Genomic DNA, 20147 nt, shown 5'->3' on the forward strand with positions numbered 1-20147 from the left:
AATGGCAGGCACCAGCACGGCACCGGCAGCAGACACAACACAGACCAGCGGGCTGGGGCCGGGCATGCTCGCCTCCGCCCGCACCGTGGCCGAAGCCTTGCCCGAGCTGCTGGTGGAAGCGCGCCAGGTGGGCAATACGGTTGCCGCCGGCTGGCATGGCCGCCGCCGCGCGGGACCTGGCGAAACCTTCTGGCAGTTCCGCCCCTTTTCCATGGGTGAGCCTGCGCGCCGCATCGACTGGCGCCGGTCTGCCCGTGACGAGCATCTTTATGTGCGCGAGCGTGAATGGGAGGCTGCCCACACGATCTGGCTCTGGGCGGACCTGTCGCCCTCCATGAATTTCGGCTCGAAGCTTGCTCCGGTGGTCAAGCGCGACCGGGCGCTGGTGCTGATGCTGGCTCTCGCCAGCATGCTTTCCGGCAGCGGCGAGCGTGTCGGCCTGCCCGGCCTCACCCGCCCCCTCACCAGCCGCGACGCACCGGAACGCATGGCAGCAGCCCTTGCCCATGCCCCCCGAACCGAGGCACTGCCGGAAACGACCGCCGTGCGCCGCTTCTCCGATGTGGTGCTGATCGCCGATTTCCTTGATCCCATCGCATCAATTGCCGAATGGGTGGGCCGTGTGGCCTCGACCGGCGCACGCGGGCATCTGGTGCAGATCCTCGATCCCATCGAGGAAAGCTTTCCCTTCGACGGGCGTGTGGAATTCCGCGATCCCGAAGGCGGGCTGCGGCTGACCACGGGCCGGGCCGAAGGCTGGCGCGAGGCCTATCAGGCGCGGCTTGCCGCCCGCAAGGCGCAACTGCGCGAAATTGCCGGGCGCGCCGGGTGGAGCCATATCGTGCACCACACCGGCCGGCCTGCCACCGAGCCGCTGCTGGCGCTGCATGGCCGCCTGTCCGGCCAACCCGGCGCCTTGGCCTCCGGCATGGGAGGGCGGTGATCCATGTTCGGCCTTCCCATTGGCTTTGCCTCACCGCTGATCCTCTCCGCCCTCGCTTTGCTGCCGGTGATCTGGTGGCTGCTGCGGCTGACCCCGCCGCGCCCGCGCGAGGTCACCTTCCCGCCCACCCGGCTGCTGCTGGAAATCGAGAAGCACGAGGAAACCCCGCAGAAGAGCCCCTGGTGGCTGACCGCGCTGCGCCTGCTGCTCGCCGCCCTGCTGATTTTCGCCCTCGCCGGCCCGGTCTGGCGTCCGGCTGAACGGCTGGCGCTTGAGGGCGGGCCGCTGCTGCTCGTCATCGACAATGGCTGGACCTCCGCCCGGGACTGGGAGCGGCAGACCGCCACGGCCCAGCAGATCCTTGATACGGCGGCGGAATCCGGCACGCCGGTGATGCTGCTCGCCACCGCCGAAGGCCCCAGCCAGACGCTCACGCCCTCCACCGCGGCTGCCGCAGGTGAGCGGCTGCGGGCGCTGGAGCCCCGCGCCTACGCCCACCAGCGCGCTGAGTTGATCACCGCCCTGCGCAAGGCCCTTCAGGACAATCCGGTTGAGCAGGCAGTGTGGATTTCGGACGGGCTGGAAGATGACGCGCCGGGTGCTTTCCAGCGTGACCTCGGTTCGATGCTGGGAGCCAAACCGCTCACCGTATACACCGGCCTCAGGACCCCCATGGGCCTTGCCGGCCTCAGCAGCGATGCCGATGCGCTGACCGTGACCGTGATCCGCAAGCCTGGCGAAGGCCCGGCAACCGTCCGCGTGCGCGCCGCCGACATGCGCGGCCTGACGATTGGCGAGACGGATGCCGCCTTTGCCGGCGGCGCGACGGAGACAACGGCCTCCTTCTCCCTGCCGGGCGAATTGCGCAATGACATTGCCCGGCTGGAAGTCAGCGGCGAACGCGCTTCGGGCGCAGTCAAGCTGCTGGATGACAGCTGGCGGCGGCGCACGGTTGCGCTGATTTCCGGTGCGGGTGCCGACCAGTCGCAACCGCTGCTCTCGCCGCTCTACTACCTGCAGCGGGCACTTGCCCCCTTTGCCGATCTCAAGACGCCGCGCACGGCAGACCTCAGCGAATCCGTTCCGGACCTGCTCGCCGAAGGCGTCTCGGTGGTGATGCTGGCCGATGTCGGCCGCCTGCCGGACAATGCCGCAGCCGAGCTTGGCCGCTGGGTGGAAGGCGGCGGGCTGCTGGTGCGCTTTGCCGGGCCCAGAACCGCTGGCGGCACGGATGGCCTGCTGCCGGTGCGCTTACGCGCCGGAGACCGCACACTGGGCGGCAGCCTCTCCTGGGAGCAGCCGCAGAAGCTGGCGCCCTTCCCGCAGCAGTCGCCCTTTGCCGGGCTCACGATTCCTGAAGAGGTGGAAGTGACCCGGCAGGTGCTGGCTGAGCCCACAGCCGATCTGCCGGACCACAGCTGGGCCATGCTCAGCGACGGCACGCCGCTGGTCACCGCCCAGTCGCGCGGCACCGGCGCCATCGTGCTGTTCCACGTCACGGCCGACACTGGCTGGTCCAACCTGCCGCTCTCCGGCGTCTATGTGGAGATGCTGCGGCGGATCGTGGCCCTGTCCAATCCGGCAGCCGCGGCGCCCTCTGCAGAGACGGAAGGAACCGGCACCAGCGCCGCGCTTGAAACTGACACAGCCGTGCGCAACGTTCTGCCGCCGCTGCGCCTGCTGGATGGTTACGGCGTTCTCTCCAGCCCGCGTGCCGATGTCTCCCCCATTGCCGTGGCCGACTTTGCCCGCACGAAGGCCAGCCGCACCACGCCGCCGGGCCTTTATGGCGCAGATGACGGCTTCCGGGCGCTTAATCTTCTGGATCAGGGGGCCAAGCTCGTGCCGCTCGACATGTCCCTCTCCCCCAACGCGGACCTTCGCCCCTATGCGGACAGTGAACCGGCAGATCTCAGGGCGCCGCTGTTCCTCTCCGCCTTCGGCCTGATGGTACTGGACGCACTGATCGTGCTGCTGCTGGCCGGCCTCATCAGCCGCCTGCGCCTGCGCCGGACGGTCCGCACGGCAGGCGCGCTGCTGCTGGTGCCCGCCCTCGCCCTTTCGCTTGTGGCACAGCCGTCACCGGCCGGGGCGCAGCAGAGCGCTGACGATGTAAAGGCGCTGGAAGCAACGCTGGAAACACGGCTCGCCTATGTGGTGACCGGCAATGCAGAAATTGACGCGGCATCCGCTGCCGGGCTGGAAGGCCTGTCGCGCTATCTTGCCGGCCGGACCGCACTGGAACCCGGCACGCCGATGGCCGTCGATATTTCGAGGGACGAGCTGGCCTTCTACGCCCTGCTCTACTGGCCGGTCGATCCTTCCGCCGCCAAGCCCGATGAGCGCACGATGGCGCGGATCGACAGTTTCATGCGCAATGGCGGCAGCATCCTGTTCGACACGCGCGACAATCTGGCGAGTTCCGCCAGCGGTTTCGGCACGACGCCAGCGACGGCCAAGCTGCGCGAGATCCTTGATGGCCTCGACGTGCCGCCGCTGGAGCCCGTGCCCTTCGACCACGTGCTGACCAAGACCTTCTTCCTGCTGGAAACCTTCCCCGGCCGCTATGCCACAAGCCCGCTCTGGGTGGAGGCCAGCGAAGACACCCCGGCAGATGACGGGCGGCCGGTGCGTGCGGGCGACGGCGTGTCGCCCATCCTCATCACCGGCAATGACATGGCCGCCGCCTGGGCCGTGGATGCCAATGGCACTTATCTTTACCCCACGGTGCCGGATGATCCGCTGCAGCGCGAATATGCCTTCCGCGCCGGGGTCAACATCGTCATGTACAGCCTGACCGGCAACTACAAGGCCGATCAGGTGCATGTTCCGGCGCTGCTGGAACGGCTGGGACAGTGAGGGGAACGCGGCGATGAACTGGTCCCTTTCCTTTGCTCCCTTCCTGCCTTGGCCGGTGCTGGGCGGCGCTGCCGTGCTGGTGCTGGGCTTCCTGGTGGCAGGCCTTCTGATGCGGGTGCGCGGCACATGGCTGCGGGCGCTGGCGCTGGCGCTGGCTCTTGCCGCCCTCACCAGCCCGGCGCTGGACCGGGAAGACCGGGAGCCGCTTTCAAGCGTCGTTGCGCTGGTGGTGGACAAGAGCCAGAGCCAGGCTTTGGAAAACCGTGCGGAGGTCACCGACAAGGCCGCCCGCGAACTGGAAGAGCGGCTGGCCGCCCTGCCCGGCTTCGAGCTGCGCCGCATCGAAGTGAGCCCCGGCTCGCAGGATGACGGCACGGCGCTGTTCAGCGCCCTTTCCGGCGGCCTTTCGGATGTGCCGCCCGACCGGGTGGCCGGGGTCATCATGATCACCGATGGTCAGGTGCACGACATTCCCGCCACGGCCGATGCGCTCGGCTTCAAGGCGCCGCTTCATGCGCTGGTGACCGGACGGCCTGATGAGGGCGACCGGCGGCTGGCGCTGGTCCGCGCCCCGCGCTTCGGCCTTGTCGGCTCGGAACAGACCGTCCGCGTGGCGGTGCGCGACACGGGCACGCTGGAAGGTGCCGGACAGCCTGCCACCATCCGCGTGCGCCGCGACGGGCAGCCCTTGGCCGAACTGCGGGTGCAGCCCGGCCAGACGGCTGACATTCCCGTGCAGATCACCCACGGCGGGCAGAACATCTTTGAATTCGAAACGGATACGCTTTCCGGCGAACTGACGCCGGTGAACAACCGTCTGGTGATAACGGTGGACGGCATCCGCGAGAATCTGCGCGTGCTGCTGGTCTCCGGCTCCCCCCATGCCGGCGAGCGTACCTGGCGCAACCTGCTGAAATCCGATGCCTCGGTAGATCTCGTCCATTTCACCATCCTGCGACCGCCGGAAAAGCAGGATGGCACACCGGTCAACGAGCTGTCGCTGATCGCCTTCCCGGTGCGCGAGCTGTTTTCGGAAAAGATCGACGAATTCGACCTGATCATCTTCGACCGCTACGTGAACCGTGGCGTGCTGCCGATGCTCTATTTCGACAACATCGCCCGCTATGTGCAGGCAGGCGGCGCGCTGCTGATCGCGGGCGGTCCCGATTATGCGGAAGCGGCTACCATCTACCGCACGCCCATGGCCCCGGTCCTGCCGGCGCGGCCCACCGGCAATGTCATTGAAGGCCCGTTCTATCCGGAGGTTTCCGAGCTTGGCAGCCGTCACCCGGTGACCCGTGGCCTGCCAGGCGCCGGCGCCGAGCCGCCGCAGTGGAGCCGCTGGTTCCGCGCCGTCGAGGCGGAGGTTGATGCGGGCGAACAGCTGATGACCGGCCCCAGCGATCTGCCGCTTCTGGTCCTCAGCCGTCAGGGCGAAGGCCGGGTGGCGACGCTTTTGTCCGACCACGTCTGGCTCTGGGCGCGCGGTTATGAAGGCGGCGGCCCCTATGTGCCGCTGCTGCGCCGCCTCGGTCACTGGCTGATGAAGGAGCCGGATCTGGAGGAAGAGGCGCTGCGCCTCTCCCTGCGCGGCCCGATGCTGCGGATCGAGCGTCAGACACTTGGCGAAAGCGTATCCCCCGTCACGCTGACGGACCCGTCCGGCGCGCAGCAGCAGCTTGAACTGATGCAGGAAGAGCCCGGCCTGTGGACCAGCGGCCAGCGTGTCACCGGCCTTGGGCTCTACACCGTCACGGATGGCGAGCGCACTGCCCTCATCCACGTCGGACCGCAGAACCCGCGCGAATTTGCCGATGTCATCTCCACGACGGCCAAACTCGCCCCCCTTGCTTCCCAGACAGGCGGCGCGGCGGTGCGGCTGGCGGATGCGGGCGGCGAGGTAAACCTGCCGCGCATCGTGCCCATGAACCGGGCCGACGGCTTCTCAGGCAGCGGCTGGATGGGGCTGAAGACATCTGAGGCAAGCGTGCTGAAGGGGATCGACCGCTACCCGGTCTTCAACGGCCTCCTCGGCCTCGCCCTTCTCCTCGGCGCCCTGTCCCTCGCCTGGTACCGCGAGGGAAGGTAAGGGGCTTGAACCAAGGCTTTCGATACTTACGCATCACGCCTTGAAATTGCTCAGGCGCCGAACAGGCTTGTCCAACTCCCGGTGAGTGATGCTCACCGGGAGTTGGCTTACGTCAGGCTGAAGGTCAGCTTCCGGCCGACAGCAGCAGCGGCCTTCAGCAAGGTGTCGAGCTGCACCCTGTCATTCGACGGATCAAGGATGCGCTCCAGCTGCGAGGCACTGGTGCGCATCCGGCGGGCCATCTCGGACTTGGTGATCTTCTGCGTCTTCATGGCGTGCAGAAGCTGGAGCGCCAGCGTGCGCTTGATCGCAACCGCCGTCCCCTCTTCCAGCAGACCGTCTTCTTCGAGCAGACTGTCGAGGCTGTCTCCAAGATGCGGGTTGTCAGCGTTTATGTCCTCAATGCAAGACACGGCTCAGCACCTCTTTCATTCGGCCCACTGCTACCTCCAGTTCATGCTGGGGAAAGGCCTGACTCTATTTCAAAAACCCATGCAACAGGACCATCTGCCCGCCATTCAGCAGGAAAAGTACTCGAGCGGTCCTGCCATCAGATATGTTTGAACGAACCTCATACATGTGCCTGACGCCCTTGATGGCACGGCACCTTGGCATACCAACCGGCCAGCAATACTCCAGCGTCTTGATATCCTCACCAATCGTCGGCCTGTCCTCCCGCGTCATCTCCAGAAGCCATTTCCGGACAGGCTGGCGGCCGGATTTCGACACATAGAAACAAGCTTGAAGCACTTTAACTGGCGGCTGCATCAAACTACCTTACACGGTATACCTTGAGATGGCTTTTCTCAAGGCGGGACCCATACCGTTGTTGAAATTATATAAAACTTCAATCGATAGTTGATTTCCGAAACAGGGCTCGCGCTTACCGGCCGCCGCGCACTGCGCCGGAGGGCATGGGAGCATCTGTCAGGCAAGCCACCAGCAGGCGGGCCGGATCGACCGGTCCCGGCAGGGTGATCTGCCCGAAGGGCACCGGGGCAAAGCCGAGCGGGCCGTAATAGGGAGGATCGCCCACCAGCAGCACAGCCGTCTCACCCAGCCGCCGGGCTTCATCCAGCGCCGTGCGCAGCAGCAGCTTGCCAAGGCCCCGGTTCTTGTACTCGGGCGCAACCGTGAGCGGCCCCAGCAGCATGGCAGGCGTTTCGCCAATGCGGATCGGCGTCAGACGCACAGACCCGGCGATGGACCCGTCAGCAGTGCCGACATAGCTCAGTTCTGCGGAATGGGGCACGCCCTCGCGGATGCGGAAGGCCGTCCGGGCGAAACGCCCCGGACCAAAGGCTTCGGCTTGCAGGGCTTCAATGGCGGCCTCGTCGGAGGGCGTTTCAAGACGGACGAACCAGTTCTCGGTCTTCATGGCAGATGACATCTCAGGTGCATGGTATGGCGTTCTGGCGCCCTGCCCTGAAGATGCCAACGGACGGACCTGTCAGCAGCCAGATACAAGACGCGCGCGTGCGATCGGGAAAAAGTCCCGTGCGCTCCGTCGTCGTCGCTGTTCGTGGCTCGAAATCATTGTGAGTCGTCCCGCTTCCGGCGCAACTGCAACCGGAATGGATCGCGAGTATCATGAAGCTGGCAGGATGGTCCAGCAGTTTTTGCAAGAGCTGCCGGGAGCTGCCGGCTCACCAGTAGGCGCTGGGATGCAGCCGCCCGGAAATCTCGTCCACACGCCGCTGCGTTGCACCGGTTATGTCCACCGGCAGCGCATTCGGCGAAAAGAACCGCGCTTCCTGGATTTCCTTGTTGGGGACGGGTGAGGAGACAGGCGGCTGCCAGACAGGGATCTCGAACAGGGCCACGTGGTCGCGGCTGGAGCCCTCACGGTTGTGATAAATCCCGAGCAGGTGCGGTTCAGCTTGGGCCACGATGCCGGTCTCCTCGAAGACCTCACGCACGGCCGCCTGCTGCAAGGTTTCGCCCACATCCACACTGCCCCCCGGCAGATACCAGCCGGGCAGATAGGTGTGCTTGACCAGCAGCACATAGCCATTGGCATCGCGGATGACCACGCGGACGCCGAGCGTATGAGCACTGCGGAAAAGATTGGCGAAATGGATGACGCGGCGCAGCAGAACTGGCGGCAAAATACGCAGAACCTTGTACATGCGCGGCAGTATGCTGAACATTGTGGTCAGGGCAAGCCCTTCCCGGAAAACGCGGTAAAAACCTGTTCACCTGTCATGCAGGAAATGCAGGGCAGCCCGCCACTTCCATGAGTTGTGCGCCCGCGAAGAGTGACTATATTCAGGTCATTCCGATGAAGAAATAGGCAGTCACTTGCGCAATATCTGTGCGAGGCTCCCATCGGACAACCAGATGAGACCGACATGTTTACCGCCCTGTTCGCGCGCCGTACTCGCAACCGCCGCTTCGCATGGAAGCCCGCAGTTGACATGAGCAACCCGCGCATCCGCGCTGCTCTGACTACCTTCGCTGCCAACTGATACTGGCAATCTGGACGCTGCGCAGCAGGCCCTTTCAGCGGCCCGGACGCGGCACAGACCTGAAGCGAAGCCGCCGAAAGCGCCCCACCGGGGCGCTTTTTGCTTGACGGGTCAAGGCACACGGGGGAAGGAAAGGCATGTTCCGTCTTGCCCATCTTTCCGATCCGCACCTCGGCCCACTCCCCGAGCCAGAGCTGCTGCAGCTCCTGTCCAAGCGTATTCTTGGCTATGTGAACTGGCGGCGGAACCGGAACAAGGCCATGGGCGGCGGCTATCTGGCTGGCCTTGTCGAAGACATGCTGGCCGGGGCGCCCGATCACATTGCCCTGACCGGTGATCTCGTCAACATCGCCCTCCCCCTGGAAATCGAAGCCGCAAAAGTCTGGCTGGATGCGGTGGCGCCGCCGGAGCTGATGTCGCTGGTGCCGGGCAATCACGATGCCTATGTGCCGGGTGCGCTGAAGTCCGCCTTCAAGGCCTGGGGCCCCTATATGGTCGGCGACCATCCGGCAGAGCCGGAAAGCCGCACCAGCATCAAGGCGCATTTTCCCTATTTGCGCCGCCGCGGACAACTGGCGCTCATCGGCGTTTCAACCGCCCGTGCCAGCGCACCGGGCCTTGCCACCGGCCGCATCGGCGTGCCGCAGTCGCGCCGGCTGCAGGAGATGCTGGAGGAAACGGGCAAAGAAGGCCTGTTCCGTGTGGTGATGATTCACCACCCCCCGTTCAAGGGTGCCACACGCTGGCACAAGCGCCTGGAGGATGCCTCGCGCCTGCGCTCCGCCGTCAAGCGCAGCGGGGCAGAACTCGTGCTGCATGGCCACACTCATATTGACAGCCTGACCTCCATTGACGGCCTGAACGGCCCGGTCCCGGTCATCGGCGTGCCTTCCGCCAGCCACGCTCCCGGCGGCCGCCATCCCGGCGCCCGCTACAATCTCTTCAGCATCACCCGGCAAAACGGCAGCTGGCGCTGCCTCATGCAGGAACGCGGCTTTCTGCACGCCGGCGAAGGCATCAGCACGATAGCAGAGCGGGAAATCGCGATTCCGGCGGGGCGGCAAAGCCGCCTTCAGACTGCAGACAACCTTTGATCTCTCCATCGTCATCCTCGGCCTTGCGCCAAGAATCTATACAAGTCAAAGATTTGTAGATGGCTGGGGCAAACCCGGCCATGACGAAAGAGAAGAAAGCCTGCGGTGTCATCACCCTGACAGCAGCAGGCCGCCCGTCACAGCATCGGATAAGCAAACCAGGCGAAGGCGATCAGGCCTGCGGCTCCGGCGAGAGATCCCACGAGAAACGACAGGGCAACAGGCGCCCAGACAGATGCACCGGCAGGACGGGCTGAATTGCCAGCGATCGCGGCCTTCATGCGCTTGTCAAGCCAGTCGCCTTCCAGCGCCCGCTCCCGCTCGATGATGCGTTCCGCGATATATTCCGTCACGCAGTCCGCCATGTCGTCGATATCGGCCGTCTCCAGAATGACGAGACGTCCGAGACGGGTATCCTTCAGGAAGCGGTAAGTCTTCAGGTCGCCGGCGACAACGATATGGCTGGTCACATCGATCCACAGGCGCGGCGTCGAGCCCGGAATGATCTGGAAGGAAAACTGGTCGTCATCCTCCGGAACTTCCTTGAAGACATCCTGCAGTTCCTCGGCCAGCATCTTCAGGCGGACCCGTTCGGTGTCCTGCAGATCGATGACCACATCGGCCCGCTCGGCCTCGCCAAGGCGCACCTTGCGCAGGGTTTCGCGCAGGCTGCGAACCTTGGAATGGGGCACCACGGTCGCGGCCGGTCTTGTGGTCTTCTGATCTGCCATGTGTTGTCCCGAGTCGTTTGCTGCTTTTGCCTTAAGCGGACTTTTACGGATCAGCGCCCTACTGGAAACCGGGGCAACTGGCCGGGAACCGCTCTTCCACTGGCAATGTCGCAGCTGTGGTTAACAAGTATTAATATATTCAGGCCCGCACGGCCAGACGCCGCGCTGCAAAAAACCGGAACAGCAGGATTTCACCCATGAAAGTCAATGGCATCCCCTACCGGACCATCTGGCGGAGCAAATCCGGCAAGAGTGTAACCATTCTAGACCAGACCCTGTTCCCTCATGCGTTCGAAACGCGGGAACTCACCAGCGTGACGGAGGCCGCCGAAGCGATTCGCACCATGCGCGTGCGCGGCGCACCCCTCATCGGCGCAACGGCCGCCTATGGCATGTGGCTGGCGATGCAGGCAGATCCGGGCGATGCGTCGCTCGACGGGGCCGCGTCAATGCTGGTCGATACGCGGCCGACGGCCGTCAACCTCGCCTGGGCGGTTGATATTTCCCGCCGGTCTCTCATCCATCTGGCACCGGAGTTGCGCGCCGAGAAGGCCTTGCAGGTGGCCGAGCGGATCTGCGACGAGGATGTCGCCACCAACATGGCTATCGGCCTGCATGGGCTGGACCTGATCAAGACGGCGCTCGCCCGTAAAAGCTTCGGCGAACCGGTAAACATCCTCACCCATTGCAACGCCGGCTGGCTGGCGGCGGTGGACTGGGGCACGGCAACAGCCCCCATCTACATGGCGCATGATGCGGGCATTCCCGTCCATGTCTGGGTGGACGAAACCCGCCCGCGCAATCAGGGCGCCTTTCTCACCGCCTGGGAGCTGGGCAAGCACGGCGTGCCGCACACCGTCATCTGCGACAATGCAGGCGGACACCTGATGCAGCACGGCGCCGTGGACATGGTGATCGTCGGCAGCGACCGGACCACTGCAAACGGAGATGTCTGCAACAAGATCGGCACCTATCTGAAGGCGCTGGCTGCGAAGGACTGCAATGTGCCCTTTTACGTCGCCCTGCCCTCCTCCACCCTCGATTTCTCCATCAGCAACGGCCTGACGGGCATTCCCATCGAGGAACGGGATGGCAGAGAAGTGTCCACCATCGCAGGGCGCGGCGCGGATGGCACCATCCGCCGCGTCTCCATAGTGGCGGATGGCTCCGAAGTCGCAAATCCCGCCTTTGACGTTACGCCGGCGCGCCTCGTCACGGGGCTCATCACCGAGCGCGGCGTAATCGAAGCCTCGCGCCCGGCACTGGCCGCCGCCTTCGCTGACAAGATCAGGCACTGAAGCCGGTATCAGTCCGGTCCGCCAGGCGCCCCAGCACCGGCACATGCGGAGCGGCGGTTTCGGGCAGGTGACCGGCAAGACGCGGATCATCAATCACCTCAATCGCCCGCTTGTACGGCCGGAAGCCGCTCGCCTGATAGAAGCCCAGCGCCACCGGACTGTCGCCGGTGCAGGTGTGAACGAAGAAGCGCTTCGTCTGCGGCCGCGACCAGGCGCGCCACAGCGCTTCCTGCATCAGCCAGCGGCCAAGCCCTTGCCCCATGACATCCCGCGTCAGCCCGAAGAAGGACAGTTCAACGTCCTGCGGATCGGCAAAGTCCAGTTCCAGCAGCCCGGCATCCACTCCGTCCTTGCGGACAATCCAGACCTCACGCGAGGGTTCGCAGAGAATTGCGGCCAGCTTCTCGCGCGGCATGACGAGCCGGGAGAACCAGAGCCATTCCTCGCCCACCTTGCGGAAGAGCCTGAGGAAACCATCCAGATCGGCTGCCTGAGACCGCTCCAGCGACACACCGGCAGGCGCCTTTGGTGCGGCGAGTCCTGCAGGCGCTCCAGTCATCTCCAGAAAGGTGACCACCAGCGCGATCTTGCTATCGGGCAGGTAGGTGTAGCCGTTCATGTTGAGTGGGGTCATCAGAAGGTCCTTGTCGCGGCGGGCATCATGGTGCCCCCGTGCCAGCTGGTGCAGCGCTGCATCATCCGGCACCGAGAGAAGCGGCATGGTGTCGGGGAAAAACGAGCCGGATGCAAGACCTGCCTGCGCTCTGTTCGCAGCTGTCATAACGGTATTGTGAAAGGACGGAAATCACGCAAGTTGCGGCAGGTTTACCTTTCGTTAACCATATGCGCCAAGACTGTTTCCATGGCAAAGATCGGAAACAATCCCAATCGCAGCGACAAAAAGCCCAGTCTCAAAGACTACAATGACGCATGGGCGACGGTGCGCAGGCGTGCCGTTCAACGGACAATCAATCTCAACTCCCAGCTCAATCAAGCCTTCTTCGAGATAAACACCGGCGTTGTGCAGCAACAGGCATCGAATGCCATTCGAGGAAACAACGTCAGCGCCGCCAATGCCATGTCCCGGCTGAATATTCTGGTGTAGTGACACGCACAAAGCCGGAGACTTTCAACTCTCCGGCTTCGCCTCAGATTGACCCGACCGTCTTCAGTTTTGCCCGGGGATGAACCTCGTTCTGGCTCATCACCGTTGTATGTGCCCGGAAGCGTTCAACGATGGAACGCACAAAGGGCCGTGTCTGCGGTGAGGTCAGCAGAACCGGGACCTCGCCCTGGGTGGCCGCCTGCTCAAAGGCATCACGCACGAGGGTCACGAACTCCTGCAGCTTCGAGGGCTGCATGGCGAGCTGACGGTCTTCACCTTCCCCGACGATCGCTTCCAGGAACGACTGCTCCCAGCGCGGGCTCAGCGCAATCAGCGGCAGATAGCCGCCGGGCGCCATGTTGGCCGCGCAGATCTGGCGCGCCAGCCGGCTGCGCACGTGTTCTGCAATCGTGTTTGTGTTGCGGGTAAAGCCAACCGCCTCGGCAATGCCTTCCAGAATGGTGCCCAGATCGCGCACGGAAACACGCTCGCTCAGCAGGGTCTGCAGCACGCGCTGCACGCCCGACACGTTGATCTGCGACGGGATGAGATCGTCCACCAGCTTGGCCTGATCGCCCTTCATCTCCTTCAGGAGCTTCTGCACATCGGCATAGGTCAGCAGTTCCGCCACATTGCCCTTGATCGTCTCGGTCAGATGGGTCGAGAGCACGGTTGCCGGGTCCACCACCGTATAGCCGCGCAGCGAGGCATCCTCACGGTAGGCAGCCTCCACCCAGGTGGCGGGCAGGCCAAAGGTCGGTTCGATCGTATGCGTGCCCGGCAGCTTCACCTGACCACCGGCCGGATCCATGACCATGTAGCGGTTGGGATAGAGCGAGCCCTTGCCCGCATCCACTTCCTTGACCTTGATGACATAGTCATTCGCGCCAAGCTGAATGTTATCGAGGATGCGCACGGGCGGCATGATGATACCCATGTCCGCCGCAATCTGACGGCGCAGAGCCTTGATCTGCTCGGTCAGCTGATCGCCGCCGCCGCTTTCCTTGCCATTGATCAGGGGCAGCAGGGCGTAGCCCAGCTCGATACGCAGCTCATCCATCTTGAGAGCATCCGTGATCGGCGGCTCCGGAGGCGGCTTCGGCGCTTCCTCGATCACCTTCTTGGCGACTTCCGCCGCCACTTTCTGCTGTTTCACATTTCCGGTCTTGAAGGCCAGCCAGCCAGCCAGCGCCGCCAGCGAGACGAAGGGGATCATCGGCATGCCCGGCAGGAAGGCCAGTGTCAGCATGACGGCAGAGGACATGCCCAGCGCCTTCGGATAGCCGGTAAACTGGGCCACCATGGCCTTGTCGGCCGAACCGGCCACACCCGCCTTGGATACCAGAATACCGGCAGCGGTCGAGACGATCAGCGCCGGGATCTGCGATACCAGCCCGTCACCCACCGTCAGCAGGGTGTAGTTCTGCGCAGCCTCGCCGAAACTCAGCTTCATCTGCGCCACGCCGATGATGATCCCGGCAATCACGTTGATGAAGGTGATCAGCAGACCGGCGATCGCATCACCGCGCACGAATTTGGACGCACCGTCCATGGCACCGAAGAAGGTGGATTCTTCTTCCAGCTGCTTGCGGCGGCGGCGGGCCTCTCCCTCGTCGATCAGGCCGGCAGAAAGGTCAGCGTCGATCGCCATCTGTTTGCCGGGCATGGCATCCAGGGTGAAACGCGCCGCCACTTCCGCGATACGGCCCGAACCCTTGGTGATGACGATGAAATTCACGATCACCAGAATGGCAAAGACGATGATGCCGATGACGAAATTGCCACCCATCACGAAGTTGCCGAAGGACTGAATCACATGTCCGGCCGCAGCTGTGCCCTCATGGCCGTTGGCGAGGATCAGGCGCGTCGAGGCAAGGTTGAGCGCCAGCCGCAGCATGGTGGCGATCAGCAGAACCGTCGGAAAGGACGAGAATTCCAGCGGCTGCTGGATAAACAGGCCGGTCATCAGGATCATCACCGAAAAGATGATCGAGATGGCCAGGAACATGTCCAGCATGACCGAGGGCATCGGCACGATGAGCAGGACGAGAATGACCATCACTCCGATGGCAAGGCCCAGATCGCCCTGCCTCAGCGCACGCCAGATATCGCCCATACTCGGCATTGCGGCGCCAGTCCCCGGTCCGCGCCCTACGGGCGGCGGCGGTGCGCCGGTGCCATTTGCTGATGCTTCACTCATGCAGCGTCCTCAAAATCTGCAAGCGCCTCAAACCCGAGCTTCGCCCGGCCCAGGCACATGGATGCCCTCATCCGTGTACTGGTTCAGCTTGTTGCGCAGGGTCCGGATCGAAATGCCGAGGATCTTGGCCGCATGGGTGCGGTTTCCAAGGCAGTGGTCCAGCGTATCGAGAATGAGATCCCGCTCCACATCGGCGACCGTCCGCCCGACGAGCGAGCGGTTGACGGCCTCGGCCGCCTGCGCTGCCCGCTCCACCGGCCCGCGCGGTGCCGAAGCCAGCGGTGTCCCGTCCGGCATGCGGATCGCATCAACGCCGATCTCCGGCCCGATGGCGAGCAGCACCGCGCGGTGGATGGTGTTCTCCAGCTCGCGCACATTGCCCGGCCAGGGATTGGAGGTCAGAGCCCGGCGCGCATCCGGGCTGATGGGCCGCACCGGGGCACCATTCACCTGCGCATAGTGGCGGGCGAAATAGTCGGCGAGTTCCAGAATGTCGGCCGGGCGCTGGCGCAGGGGCGGCAGCTTCAGGTTCACCACATTCAGGCGGAAGAGCAGATCCTCACGGAAGGTCCCCTTCCGCACGCTTTCCGCCAGATCCCGGTTGGACGTGGCAATGATACGGATATCCACCGGCACAGGCCGTGTGCCGCCCACCCGGTCGATCACCCGCTCCTGAATGGCGCGCAGAAGCTTGGCCTGCAGGCGCACGTCCATCTCGGAAATCTCGTCCAGCAGCAGCGTGCCGCCATCAGCTTCCTCGAACTTGCCGACCCGGCGGGCAACGGCCCCGGTGAAGGCGCCCTTCTCATGGCCGAAGAGTTCGGATTCCAGCAGATGCTCGGGGATTGCTGCGCAATTGATGGAGATGAACGGCTTGCCCGAACGCGAAGAGCTGCGGTGCACGTGGCGGGCAATGACTTCCTTGCCCGTGCCGGATTCGCCGGTAATCAGGATCGAAGCATCGGAAGGAGCCACCTGTTCAGCCAGCTTCACCACGGCAGCCATGGCTTCGTCGCGATAGATCAGGTCGCCGCGCTCTTCCGAAACGGCGGACAGAACCGCCGCGATCATATCCGGATCAGGCGGCAGCGGGATATATTCCTTGGCGCCGGCCCGGATGGCCGCCACAGCCGCGCGGGCATCCGTATCCGTGCCGCAGGCAACGATCGGCACATGAATGCGCTCGTCCGTCAGCCGTGCAATCAGCGAGCCGATATCCAGTTTCACCTCGACCATCAGCAGATCGGCGCCCCGGCCGGAGCGCAGCACCTTCAGCGCCCCCTCGATGTCATCCGCATGGGTGACTTGAGCGCCGCGCTGCATCGCGATTTTCGAGGCTGTCGTAAGCTGGCCGCCAAGCGTCCCAACAATCAGCAAGCGCATCTTCGTCTCCTGCCCGCTCTCAGCGGTCGGTCTTGATAATCTCGGTCATGGTCACGCCCAGCTTGTTCTCGACCACAACAACTTCCCCGCGGGCGACCAGCCGGTCATTCACATAGATATCGATGGCCTCGCCGACCTTGCGGTCCAGCTCCAGCACCGTTCCCGATGCCAGCTTCAACAAGTCCGCAACATGCATCTTGGAATGGCCCAGCACGGCCGAGATGCGCACCGGCACATCGAAAACAGCTTCCAGATCGGCCGCCGATGAAGCGTGGCCGATGTCGCCCCGGTCTTCCCGGCGCCGGCCTGGGCTTTCAAGTTCATCCAGCGGAATTCCGCCATCACCTGTATTGCTCATGCCTCAGTCTCCCCGGTTGCGGATGTCTCACGCGCCTGAGGCCGCACACGGGCAGCAGCCTTGGCCTGGAAATAGCCGCGAATGATCTGGTCAATCTGTTTCTCAATAGCCTTGCGGTCCCGCAGGATGCCGCCATCGGCCCATTCAATCCGGCAATCGCCGCGCTCGACCTCAGGTTCTCCGAGGATGACGAGACGCCCCTCGAAACCCTTTTCCTCAATCAGCGGATCCATACGCTTCTTCAACGCATCGACATCCTTGACCGCCACGCGGATGACCAGATGCGGGGCCTCCCGCAAGGGGCCGAGACATTCGGACACCAGCGCCACGATCTCTCCCAGCGGGCTGCGCGCGATCAGATGCGCACAAAGCCGCCGCGCGACGAGAAAGGCGAGTGAAATCGCGTCCCGCTCGATCTCTTCCCGGAAGCCATCGATTTCGTCGAAAACCTGCTGAGCCACACTCACAAGACGGGCCGCCTCATCCGCAAGACGGCGCTCCTCGCCGGCACGCGCCTCTTCCATGCCTTCAGCCCGGCCCTTGCTGCGTGCATCGGCAATGGCGGCCGCCAGCAGAGCCTCATGCTGGGCAACCGGCATCACCGGCACGACCGGCTCCTGCGGCAATTCGGCAGCCGGAGCCTCCGGAGCCGCAAAATCCGTGCTGAACAGGAATTTCGACGGTGTCGTGAAGCGTGACATGCTTCCGCTCTAGACCTCGCTTGTCATCAATAGATGATCTCGTCGTCGCTCTTCGACTTCGCGATCATGATTTCGCCGCGCGCAGCCAGATCCTTTGCTGTCGCAACCATGGCGGATTGGGCTTCATCCACGTCGCGCAGGCGCACCGGCCCAAGCGCTTCCATGTCATCCCGGAGCATTTTCGCCGCCCGCGAGGACATGTTGGAGAAGAAGAAGTCGCGCACCTGATCAGTAGACCCCTTCAGCGCAATGGTGAGGCGGTCCTTCTCCACGTTGCGCAGCAGGGTCTGACAGCTGGCCGCATCGAGCTTCATCAGATCGTCGAAGGTGAACATCAGGTTCTTGATGCGCTCCGCCGATTCCCGGTTCTCTTCTTCAAGCGCCGCCAGGAAGCGGGCTTCGGTCTGCCGGTCGAAGTTGTTGAAGATATCCGCCATCATCTCATGGCTGTCACGGCGGCTGGTATTGGTCAGGTTCGACATGAACTCCTTGCGAAGCGTCATCTCGACCTTCTCCAGAACCTCCTTCTGGACCGCCTCCATGCGCAGCATGCGGTTGATCACCTCAAGCGCCAGATCTTCCGGCAGGATCGACAGCACCCGCGCGGCATGGTCCGAGTTGATCTTGGACAGCACCACGGCAACGGTCTGCGGGTATTCGTTCTTCAGATAGTTGGCGAGAACGTTCTCCTGCACGTTGGAGAGCTTTTCCCACATGTTGCGGCCGGCAGGACCACGGATTTCCTCCATGATCACCGACACCTTGTCCTGCGGCAGGAAGGCCGCCAGCAGGCGTTCTGTCGCATCCACGTTGCCCATCAGCGAACCGCGCGAGCTCAGGCGCCGCACGAAGTCGGCAAAAAGCTCCTGCAGCATGTTCGGGGTGACAGGCCCCAGCTTGGCCATGGCCGCAGAAATCTGGCGCACCTCGATCTCGTCGAGACGGGCCCAGATCTGCCGTCCATGGACTTCGCCAAGGGCCAGCAAGAGAACCGCAGCACGCTCGGCCCCCTTGAGCTCCCGCTCAATGCCATCGTCACTGACGGTCAGCTGGTTCTGCAATTGGCTTTGCGCCATGGATTACGCCGCCTCCTCCAGCCAGCCGCGCACGATCGTCACGGCTTCAGTCGGATAATCTTCGATCATTGCGCCCACCTTGGCGATGGACGAGGCCTGCATGGCACCTTCACGCTTGGCCTCCTCCAGCCATTCGATGACCACACCATCATCCTCGTCGTCCTGCTGCTGCGGCAGTTCGCTCTCGGCCACCAGCGTGCCATCCGGTGCGATGACCAGTTCCTGGGGCTGCTTTTCATCCGGCGTCACAATGCGGCGCAGAAGCGGGCGCACCACAAAGAGGAGCAGCAGCAGCGCGATCAGCATCAGCACCCCCAACTCGGCAAAGCGCATGATGTCATCGCGGGTGAAGTCGAACATGCTGGTTGTTGCAGGCTCGAAGTCAGCTTCCGGCGCCTGGGCAAAGCGCAGATTGACGACCTCAACCACGTCACCGCGGGCAGCGTCGAAGCCCACTGCCGAGCGGACCAGCACGGCGATCCGGTCGAGCACTTCCTGTGTGCGCGGCTCATACTGAAGCACACCATCCGCATTCGGCGTGTAGACGCCATCCACCAGAACAGCGACCGACAGCCGCTTGATGCTGCCCGCCTCGACCACTTCAGTCCGGGTCGCCTTGGAAATCTCGTAGTTGACGATTTCCTCGTTGATGTTCGACGCTTCGACGTCGCCAGCTCCCGCCCCGCCCTGATCCGCATTCGGGAGCTGGTTCCCGACAGTCACGGCATTCTGGCCAGCTCCCCGCGAGCTCGCTTCTTCCTTGGTCTGGGTCGAGCGCACGACCTGGCCTTCGGGATCAAAGCGCTCCTGCGTTTCCGTGACACGGTTGTGGTCGATCTGAGCGGCGACGCGCACGCGGGCCCGCCCCGGCCCGACGACGCTGTTGAGGATTTCCTCCACCTGATTGCGCAGCCGTTGCTCCACTTCGAAGGTGCGCTCCTGCAGCTGGGTGGAGAGCATCGCCTGCGCATTGTCGTCCGAACTGGAGGCCAGCAGCCGCCCGGCGTCATCGACGATGGAGACGCGTTCCGGCGTCAGTCCGTCAACAGCTGCAGCCACCAGATGCTGGATCGCCCGAATCTCGCCTGCCCCAAGCGAACCGCGGACCTTGACGGCGATTGAGGCCGAAGGCGGACGGGCATCGCGCTGAAACAGCTGGCGTTCGGGGATCACGAGATGAACACGCGCCGAGACGATGCGGTCGATGGATCGGATCGTGCGGGCCAGTTCCCCTTCCATCGCGCGCAGGTGATTGATGTTCTGGATGAAGCTGGTGGCGCCCAGCGTATCCGAACGGTCGAAAATCTCATAACCGATGGACCCGCCGGTCGGCAGGCCGTTCTCGGCAAGCCGCATGCGGACCCGGGCGATCTGCTCCTGCGGGATCAAGATCGTCGACCCTTCGCGCCGCAGCTCGAAGGGAATCGCCTGCTGCTCCAGCGAGTTGATGATTGCCGCCGAATCCTCCAGCGACAGGTCCGAATAGAGCTGTGCCATCTGCGGCGCCGTCACCCGCAGAATGATGAAGGCGAAAACACCAATAAGGATCGCCGCGACCGCCCCCATGGCGGCCACGCGCGCTGCACCCAATGTTCTGATGAATTCGATCAATCCGTTCACGTTTGCCCGCTCGCGTTCGTTGGCCCTACCCGGCAGTTGAGGGAATCACGGCCTACTCTGACCCGGCCCCATTGTCCGATAGGCAAAATTTGCCCGCTAGAAGGTAAACAAGTTATTAACGAGTATTGACGCTAGCCGGAAAACCGGCGGAATTCCGCCGCCAATTATTACCGCCATCTCTTGCAAATAGCGAAATTCTGCCGGTTTCCGTTAATCAGTGGG

Annotated in this window: 18 protein-coding genes; 6 read left to right on the forward strand and 12 right to left on the reverse strand. The window is 63.9% G+C overall.

All coding sequences use genetic code 11. From position 1 onward, the window contains the following. Nucleotide 1 precedes the first annotated feature (1 nt). The 3 genes from ASC48_RS01870 to ASC48_RS01880 are packed head-to-tail and all read left to right on the forward strand — an operon-like array spanning nucleotide 2 to nucleotide 5891. Nucleotides 2-943, forward strand: a complete 942-nt coding sequence (locus ASC48_RS01870; RefSeq protein ID WP_055454108.1) for a DUF58 domain-containing protein — start codon at nucleotides 2-4, stop codon at nucleotides 941-943. Between the two features lie 3 nt (nucleotides 944-946). After that, nucleotides 947-3802, forward strand: a complete 2856-nt coding sequence (locus ASC48_RS01875) for a DUF4159 domain-containing protein (protein WP_055454109.1) — start codon at nucleotides 947-949, stop codon at nucleotides 3800-3802. 13 nt (nucleotides 3803-3815) lie between these two features. Then, nucleotides 3816-5891 carry a hypothetical protein gene (locus ASC48_RS01880; protein ID WP_055454314.1) on the forward strand — a complete coding sequence of 692 codons (2076 nt, stop codon included), beginning with the start codon at nucleotides 3816-3818 and terminating at the stop codon, nucleotides 5889-5891. Nucleotides 5892-5998: 107 nt separating this feature from the next. Here the strand turns inward: ASC48_RS01880 and ASC48_RS01885 are convergent, their stop codons facing one another. The 4 genes from ASC48_RS01885 to ASC48_RS01900 all read right to left on the reverse strand — a co-directional run bounded on the left by ASC48_RS01885 (nucleotide 5999) and on the right by ASC48_RS01900 (nucleotide 8020). Beyond that, nucleotides 5999-6304 (reverse strand): helix-turn-helix domain-containing protein, encoded by a 306-nt coding sequence (locus tag ASC48_RS01885; RefSeq protein ID WP_082439941.1) that lies wholly within the window; start codon nucleotides 6302-6304, stop codon nucleotides 5999-6001. Nucleotides 6305-6368: 64 nt separating this feature from the next. Further along, on the reverse strand, nucleotides 6369-6659 hold the full coding sequence (locus ASC48_RS20240) for a type II toxin-antitoxin system RelE/ParE family toxin (protein ID WP_082439942.1): 291 nt from the start codon (nucleotides 6657-6659) through the stop codon (nucleotides 6369-6371). Between the two features lie 115 nt (nucleotides 6660-6774). Then, entirely contained in the window at nucleotides 6775-7269 is a 495-nt protein-coding gene (locus ASC48_RS01895) for a GNAT family N-acetyltransferase (RefSeq protein ID WP_055454110.1), read from the reverse strand. A gap of 268 nt (nucleotides 7270-7537) precedes the next feature. Then, nucleotides 7538-8020 (reverse strand): NUDIX domain-containing protein, encoded by a 483-nt coding sequence (locus ASC48_RS01900; protein ID WP_072242507.1) that lies wholly within the window; start codon nucleotides 8018-8020, stop codon nucleotides 7538-7540. Between the two features lie 476 nt (nucleotides 8021-8496). Between ASC48_RS01900 and ASC48_RS01905 the strand changes: the two genes are divergently transcribed. Next, nucleotides 8497-9453 (forward strand): metallophosphoesterase family protein, encoded by a 957-nt coding sequence (locus ASC48_RS01905; RefSeq protein WP_055454112.1) that lies wholly within the window; start codon nucleotides 8497-8499, stop codon nucleotides 9451-9453. 137 nt (nucleotides 9454-9590) lie between these two features. Here the strand turns inward: ASC48_RS01905 and ASC48_RS01910 are convergent, their stop codons facing one another. After that, nucleotides 9591-10184 carry a hypothetical protein gene (locus ASC48_RS01910; RefSeq protein ID WP_050474957.1) on the reverse strand — a complete coding sequence of 198 codons (594 nt, stop codon included), beginning with the start codon at nucleotides 10182-10184 and terminating at the stop codon, nucleotides 9591-9593. A 197-nt stretch (nucleotides 10185-10381) separates the two neighbouring features. On the opposite strand from ASC48_RS01910, the gene mtnA reads away from it, so the two are divergent. Further along, nucleotides 10382-11482, forward strand: a complete 1101-nt coding sequence (gene mtnA, locus ASC48_RS01915) for an S-methyl-5-thioribose-1-phosphate isomerase (RefSeq protein WP_055454113.1) — start codon at nucleotides 10382-10384, stop codon at nucleotides 11480-11482. On the opposite strand, the gene ASC48_RS01920 is transcribed toward mtnA, so the two are convergent. Beyond that, nucleotides 11472-12263, reverse strand: coding sequence for a GNAT family N-acetyltransferase (locus tag ASC48_RS01920; protein ID WP_341860371.1), 792 nt, complete (start codon nucleotides 12261-12263; stop codon nucleotides 11472-11474). The two genes, mtnA and ASC48_RS01920, sit on opposite strands and share 11 nt — an antisense overlap. Nucleotides 12264-12344: 81 nt before the next feature. Between ASC48_RS01920 and ASC48_RS01925 the strand changes: the two genes are divergently transcribed. After that, on the forward strand, nucleotides 12345-12587 hold the full coding sequence (locus tag ASC48_RS01925; protein ID WP_055454114.1) for a hypothetical protein: 243 nt from the start codon (nucleotides 12345-12347) through the stop codon (nucleotides 12585-12587). 43 nt (nucleotides 12588-12630) lie between these two features. Here the strand turns inward: ASC48_RS01925 and flhA are convergent, their stop codons facing one another. The 6 genes from flhA to fliF are packed head-to-tail and all read right to left on the reverse strand — an operon-like array spanning nucleotide 12631 to nucleotide 19925. Beyond that, nucleotides 12631-14787 carry a flagellar biosynthesis protein FlhA gene (gene flhA / locus ASC48_RS01930; protein WP_055454115.1) on the reverse strand — a complete coding sequence of 719 codons (2157 nt, stop codon included), beginning with the start codon at nucleotides 14785-14787 and terminating at the stop codon, nucleotides 12631-12633. Nucleotides 14788-14814: 27 nt separating this feature from the next. After that, nucleotides 14815-16170 carry a sigma-54-dependent transcriptional regulator FlbD gene (gene flbD / locus ASC48_RS01935; RefSeq protein WP_055454116.1) on the reverse strand — a complete coding sequence of 452 codons (1356 nt, stop codon included), beginning with the start codon at nucleotides 16168-16170 and terminating at the stop codon, nucleotides 14815-14817. 19 nt (nucleotides 16171-16189) lie between these two features. Then, nucleotides 16190-16528 carry a flagellar motor switch protein FliN gene (gene fliN / locus ASC48_RS01940; protein ID WP_050474949.1) on the reverse strand — a complete coding sequence of 113 codons (339 nt, stop codon included), beginning with the start codon at nucleotides 16526-16528 and terminating at the stop codon, nucleotides 16190-16192. Then, nucleotides 16525-17229 (reverse strand): FliH/SctL family protein, encoded by a 705-nt coding sequence (locus ASC48_RS01945; RefSeq protein WP_055454117.1) that lies wholly within the window; start codon nucleotides 17227-17229, stop codon nucleotides 16525-16527. The genes fliN and ASC48_RS01945 overlap by 4 nt, the downstream gene beginning before the upstream one ends. Before the next feature lie 26 nt (nucleotides 17230-17255). Further along, nucleotides 17256-18305 carry a flagellar motor switch protein FliG gene (gene fliG / locus ASC48_RS01950; protein ID WP_055454118.1) on the reverse strand — a complete coding sequence of 350 codons (1050 nt, stop codon included), beginning with the start codon at nucleotides 18303-18305 and terminating at the stop codon, nucleotides 17256-17258. A gap of 3 nt (nucleotides 18306-18308) precedes the next feature. Then, on the reverse strand, nucleotides 18309-19925 hold the full coding sequence (fliF, locus tag ASC48_RS01955; RefSeq protein WP_072242491.1) for a flagellar basal-body MS-ring/collar protein FliF: 1617 nt from the start codon (nucleotides 19923-19925) through the stop codon (nucleotides 18309-18311). Between the last annotated feature and the right edge of the window lie 222 nt (nucleotides 19926-20147).

Source organism: Pannonibacter indicus, assembly GCF_001418225.1.
GTDB classification, from domain to species: domain Bacteria; phylum Pseudomonadota; class Alphaproteobacteria; order Rhizobiales; family Stappiaceae; genus Pannonibacter; species Pannonibacter indicus.